The sequence below is a fragment of the Saccharopolyspora sp. NPDC002686 genome (assembly GCF_040295745.1).
In the GTDB taxonomy this organism is placed as follows: Bacteria; Actinomycetota; Actinomycetes; order Mycobacteriales; family Pseudonocardiaceae; genus Saccharopolyspora; species Saccharopolyspora oryzae.
In genome coordinates this window covers 1-5811 of record NZ_JBEOVY010000429.1, presented here as the reverse complement: position 1 = coordinate 5811, position 5811 = coordinate 1, and the positions used below count along the sequence as shown (strand labels likewise).

4 protein-coding genes are annotated in these 5811 nt (G+C 70.9%); 2 read left to right on the top strand and 2 right to left on the bottom strand.

The window, feature by feature from the left end:
• Positions 1-46 precede the first annotated feature (46 nt).
• Complete coding sequence (locus ABTZ89_RS34625) at positions 47-1987, bottom strand: ABC transporter permease/substrate-binding protein (RefSeq protein WP_351052819.1); 1941 nt, start codon at positions 1985-1987, stop codon at positions 47-49.
• A complete protein-coding gene (locus tag ABTZ89_RS34620; RefSeq protein ID WP_351052822.1) occupies positions 1980-3491 on the bottom strand; it encodes a sugar ABC transporter ATP-binding protein in 1512 nt (503 codons plus the stop codon). Before ABTZ89_RS34620 ends, ABTZ89_RS34625 begins: the two co-directional genes overlap by 8 nt.
• A 174-nt stretch (positions 3492-3665) precedes the next feature.
• Here ABTZ89_RS34620 and ABTZ89_RS34615 point away from each other — a divergent pair, with 174 nt between their 5' ends.
• Both ABTZ89_RS34615 and ABTZ89_RS34610 read left to right on the top strand, forming a co-directional pair.
• The gene (locus ABTZ89_RS34615) at positions 3666-4643 is read left to right on the top strand and encodes a LacI family DNA-binding transcriptional regulator (RefSeq protein WP_351052816.1); all 978 of its coding nucleotides are present in this window, start codon (positions 3666-3668) and stop codon (positions 4641-4643) included.
• Between the two features lie 342 nt (positions 4644-4985).
• Complete coding sequence (locus tag ABTZ89_RS34610; RefSeq protein WP_351052813.1) at positions 4986-5693, top strand: M50 family metallopeptidase; 708 nt, start codon at positions 4986-4988, stop codon at positions 5691-5693.
• The last annotated feature ends 118 nt before the right edge of the window (positions 5694-5811 follow it).

The window sequence follows — 5811 nt, the reverse complement described above, 5'->3', positions numbered from 1 at the left end:
GTTCACCTCGGTTGGTGAGGTGAACGGGCCGTTCGCGGTGTGGGGGTCACTGGCCGCGGAGGAAGGCTTCCACGGTGTCCTTGGTGACGACCTGGACCGGGATGTTGGTCGGTTGGCCGGGGCCGAGGTCGTGGGTGCGGGCCGCTCGGACCGCCTGCTCCACCGCCGCCTTGCCGAGCAGCTTCGGCTGCTGGGCCACGTCGGCGCTCTCGGTGCCTGCCTTGACCGCCTCCAGACCCTCCGGGGTTCCGTCGAAGCCGACGACCTTGACGTCGGTGCCCGCTCGGGCACCCAGGGCCTTGATCGCGCCCAGCGCCATCTCGTCGTTGGCCGCGAAGACGCCGCGGATCTCCGGGTGGGCCTGCGCGATGTTCTGCATCACGTCCAGCGCCTTGGTCCGGTCGAAGTCGGCCGGCTGCGAGGCCACCACCTGGATGCCCGGGTGGTTGCGGATCTCGTCGGTGAAGCCCTGGCCGCGCTCCCGCGCCGCGGACGTGCCGGGCTCGCCTTCCAGCACCGCGATCGGCCCGGAGCCCACCTGCTCCGCCAGCTGCTGGGCGGCCAGGCGGCCACCCGCGACGTTGTCGGAGGCGACCGTGGTGACCACGTTGCCTGCGCTGGGTGCGCGGTCCACGCCGATCACCGGGATCTGCGCCGAGTTCGCCGCCTGCACCGACGGCACCACCGCGTCGGAGTCGACCGGGTTGACCACGATCGCGTCGACGTTCTGCGCGATCGCGTTCTGCACCGCGTTCGCCTGCTGCGAGGCGTCCTCGGACGCGTCGGTGACCCGCAGGTCCACGCCGAGCCGGTCGGCCTCCTGCTGCGCGCCTTCGCGCAAGTCGACGAAGAACGGGTTGTTCAAAGTGGACACCGACAGCGCGACCTTCAGCCGGCCGTCGTCTGCGGCGTTCTGCCGCTGGTAGATCGCCCAGCCCGCGGCCACCACCAGCAGCGCGGTCACCGCCGCCGTCGCACGGCGCACCGAAGGACTGCGCAGCAGCCCCGGACCGCGCTTCCCGCTGCGGCGACGCTGGCGCGCGGTGTCGAACAACACCGCCGCGGCGATCACCGCACCGATGACGACCTGCTGCCAGAACGCCGAAACGTCGAGCAGGTTCAGGCCGTTGCGCAGCACCGCGAGGATCAGCGCGCCGACGAAGGTGCCCAGCGCCGAACCGACACCACCGGCCAGGCTCGCCCCGCCGATCACCACCGCCGCGATCGCGTCCAGCTCGTAACCGGTGCCCGCTTCGGGCTGCGCCGAAGCCAGCCGCGCCGCGAGCAGGATGCCCGCCACCGCGGCGAAGAGCCCGGACATGGCGTAGATCAGCAGCCGCTGGCGGGTGACCTTGATGCCGGACAGCCGCGCGGCCTCGTCGTTGCCGCCGATCGCGTACATCGCGCGCCCGGCGTAGGTGCGGCGCAGCACGAACGCCGTGATCAGCCCGATCACCAGCATCACCAGCACCGGGTAGGGGAGCACGCCGAACAGGGCACCGCTGCCGATCTCGGTCAGCCAGCCGTCCAGGCCGATCGGGCGACCGTCGGAGATGACCAGCGCCAACCCGCGCGCCACGCTGAGCATCGCCAGCGTCGCGATGAACGGCGGCACCCGGCCCGCGGTGATCAGCACACCGCTGAGCAGACCGGCCACCGCACCTGCGGCCAGACCGATCGGGACCGCCAGCCACAGCGGAAGACCGGCCGAGGTCACCGCCCAGCCGGCGACGATCCCGGCCAACCCGGCGACGCTGCCCACCGACAGGTCGATGCCGCCGCTGACGATCACGAACGTCATGCCGAACGCCAGCACCGCCACCACGGACGCCTGCACGCCCACGTTGAGCAGGTTGTTCGGGGTCAGGAAGTCCGGTGACAACAGCGCCAGCAGGACCACCAGCGCGACCAGCCCGCCCAGCGGACCGCCCGCGCGGCCGAGCGCGGCCCGCCAGCGGGGGGTGGTGCCGACCTCGTTGTCAGGCATCGCTTTCTCCTCCGGTGTTCTCCGCCGAGACGGCGAGCGCCAGCACGCGCTCCTGAGTCGCCTCGGCACCGTCCAGCTCGCCGCGCAGCCGTCCATCGGCCATCACCAGCACGCGATCGCTGAGCCCGAGCAGTTCGGGTAGATCGCTGGAGACGACGAGCACCGTGGTGCCCGCGCGGGCGAGTTCGTTGATGAGTTCGTAGATCTCGGCGCGGGCACCGACGTCGATGCCGCGCGTGGGTTCGTCGAGGATGAGCACCCGCGGCTCGGCCAGCAGCCACTTGCCGATGACGATCTTCTGCTGGTTGCCGCCGGAGAGCGCCAGCGCGGGCTGGTCCAGCCCGGGGGTGCGGATCCGCAGCCGCTGCACCGACTCCGCGGCTTCGCGCCGCTGCGCGGCGAGGTCGACCAGGCCGGCCCTGGTGCGGTCGGAAATCGTTGCCATGCCGAGGTTCTCGGCCACCGAAGCGCCCAGCACCAGGCCCTGCCCGGCGCGGTCTTCGGGGACCAGCGCGAGACCGGCGGCGCGGGCCGCGGCGATGTCGCCGGACGGGATCGAGCGTCCGCCGACCAGCACTTCGCCCCGGTCGTAGCGGTCGGCGCCGAACAGCGCGCGCACCAGCTCGGTGCGTCCCGCGCCGACCAGGCCGCCGATGCCCAGCACCTCGCCGGCCCGCGCGGTGAAGCTGATGTCGGACAGCACGCCGTAGCTGGTCAGGCCGCGGACCTCCAGCTGCACGTCGCCGATCTCGGCCTCGCGGGGCGGGTACTGCTGGTCGACGCTGCGGCCGACCATGAGCCGCACCAGCTCGGCCTGGTCGGTGTCGGCGGGCACCTCGCCCACCTTGGTGCCGTCGCGCAGCACGCTGACCCGGTCGCCGATCTCGGCGACCTCGTCGAGCAGGTGCGAGATGAACACGACGCCGACGCCCTGCGCGGTGAGGTCGCCGACGATGCTGAACAGCCTGTCCACTTCGGACCGGCTGAGCACCGCGGTCGGCTCGTCCATGATCAGGAAGCGGGTGTCCAGGCTGAGCGCCTTGGCGATCTCCACCAGCTGCCGGTACGCGACGCCGAGCTCGCCGACGATCGCGTCCACGTCGAGGTCCAGGCCCATCCGCTCGATCAGCTCGCGCGCCTGGCGTCGCATCGCGCGGCGGTCGATCACGCCGAAGCGGCGGGGCGGACGGCCCAGGTAGATGTTCTCGGCCACGGTCAGCTGCGGGACCAGCGCCATCTCCTGGTGGATGGTGGCGATGCCCAGCCGTTCGGCGTCCTCGGGGCCGTGGAAGCGCACCTGCTTCCCGTCCACCCGGATCTCCCCGGTGTCCGGGCGGTGCGCCCCGGCGATCATCTTGATCAGCGTGCTCTTGCCCGCGCCGTTCTCCCCGAGCAGCACGTGCACCTCGCCCGGGCGCAGGTCGAAGTCCACGGCGTCCAGGGCGCGCACACCGGGGTAGATCTTGGAGACCCCGATCAGCTCCAGATGCCCGTCGTCGGCCATCACGGTCAGCTCCACTCGTCGTTGAGCGCGGAAACTGTAATCGGTTTCCGTAGCTGGGCCACAATGAACGATGGGCGACCGGCTGTCAAGTGGCGAAACTCGGAGCGAAACCGATTACACTCCGATCGGCCGTGCGGCAACGGAGCGCGCACGACCCCGAGCGGAGGAGGTGGCGTGGGCGTCACGATCCACGATGTGGCGGCGCGAGCCGGGGTTTCGGTGGCGACGGCGTCCCGCGCGCTGTCCGGCCAGCGCGGAGTGCGCGCGGCCAACCGGGACAAGGTGCTCGCGGCGGCGCGCGAGCTCGACTACGAGCCCAACGTCGTGGCGGCATCGCTGCGCAGCCGCACCACGCACACCATCGGCATGGTCGTGCCCCGGATCTCGAACCCGTTCTTCGCCACGCTCGTCGAGTCGATCGAGAAGCAGCTGCACGACGGCCAGCGCAGCCTGCTGCTGGCCAACTCGCACTACGAACCGGAGGTCGAGCAGCGCCAGGTGCGCGCGCTGCTGGACCGCCGCGTCGACGCGCTGATCATGATCCCGTGCCACCGCGAGCGCAGCGGTGAAGCGCTGACCACGGCCGCGGCCCGGATCCCGGTGATCCAGCTCGACCTGCGGGTGGACGGTTTCGCGGGCAGCTGGGTCGGCGTGGACAACGAGGCCGGGGTCTGGCAGGTGGTCCGGCACCTGACCGAGCGCGGCGCCCGGCGGCTGGTGTTCGTCGGGGCGCAGCCCACCGACTCGGCTGCTCAGGCCCGCCTGGACGGTTTCCGGCGAGCGGTCGGCGATGGTGATGACGTGCTGCTGGGCGACTTCAGCAAGGAGTGGGGGCAGCAGGCGGCTCGGCGGCTGCTGGAGCGGGATTCGCTGCCCGACGGCATCGTCTGCGGCAACGACACGATCGCCCTCGGCGTGCTGGGCGAACTGGCGAACAGCGGTGTCCGCGTCCCGGAGGACGTCCTGGTCGCGGGCTTCGACGACATCCCCTACGCCGAACTCGCCCAACCGGCCCTGACGACGGTCCGCCAACCCCAGGAGCAGATCGCGGCGGAAGCGGTCCGAGGCCTCGACGCCCGCCTCTCCGGAGACGAAACAACCCCCCGGAGCATCGCGATCACCCCGGACCTGATCATCCGCTCCTCCACCTGACCCGACCCGGCCTGATCTTCGGTCCGATCCCGCATCGTGGACCACAGTTTCAATGGAAACTGTGATCCGCCGTGCCTGGGTTCCGCAGTTTCAATTGAAACTGCGGTCCCCCGGCGTGTCGGGACCCGACATGCCGACGGGTGTGGACAGGTCGTCCGGGCTGTGGAGAACTTCCGCAAGTTCAATGGAAATCGGAGGTCTGATTTCCATTGAAATTGCGGGTTTGACCGGATCGGGGACGGCGGAGCGGGGTGGATGGGGGTGGGAATCGCCGGGGTCGGGTCGTTCGGGTGTTCGGATAGTGTGGGGCGCGACCTGTACCCGGAACGCCAGGTGTCTACTGTGGACGAATTAGTGCGGGAGTGGACCGCGCAGCTGCTCGACTCCGGCAACGTCGCCGCGCTGATCGCGGGCCTGATCTCGCTGGTCCTGGTGGTCAACCGCGCCACCTGGCTGCCGCTGCGCAACGTCGTGACCATCGCGCACGAAGGCGGGCACGCGGTGATCGCGCTGCTCAGCGGTCGCAAGCTCAACGGCATCCGCCTGCACTCCGACACCTCCGGGCTCACCGTGTCGACGGGCAAGGCGACCGGGCCGGGCATGGTCTTCACCCTGTTCGCCGGGTATCCGGCGGTGTCGCTGCTCGGTCTCGGTGGCGCGTGGCTGGTGACCGCGGACCTGGCGCACGTGATGCTGTGGGGCTGCCTGGTGCTGCTGGCGGCGATGCTGCTCGCCATCCGCAACGCCTACGGCGTGCTGTCGATCCTGCTGACCGGGTGCGCGGTCTTCGCGGTGGTCTGGTTCGCCACCCCGGCCTGGCAGGCGCTGTGCAGCGCCCTGCTGAGCTGGTTCCTGCTCATCGGCGGTCTGCGGCCGATCGGCGAGCTGAGCCGCAAGCGCTCGCGCGGCAGGGCGGCCAACTCCGACGCCGACCAGCTCGCCCGCCTGACCAGAACGCCCCCCGGCCTCTGGCTGACCACCTGGTACCTCCTCGGTCTGGTCGCGCTGGTCCTCGGCGGAACCTGGCTCCTCCTGATGCCGCAGGTCTGATCGGTCGTGAGTGCGTAACAGTGTTCGAACACAACGAGCCCCGAGGAGCCTTGGCCGGTACGGACCGTCGCGCGCAAGATCGCCGAGTGGATCAACCGCCTCGGCTCGATCTGGGTCG

Bases quoted from the DNA above. Each gene is read 5' to 3' on its own strand.
- ABTZ89_RS34625 (WP_351052819.1), bottom strand. From the start codon at position 1,987: ATGCCTGACAACGAGGTCGGCACCACCCCCCGCTGGCGGGCCGCGCTC.
- ABTZ89_RS34620 (WP_351052822.1), bottom strand. From the start codon at position 3,491: ATGGCCGACGACGGGCATCTGGAGCTGATCGGGGTCTCCAAGATCTAC.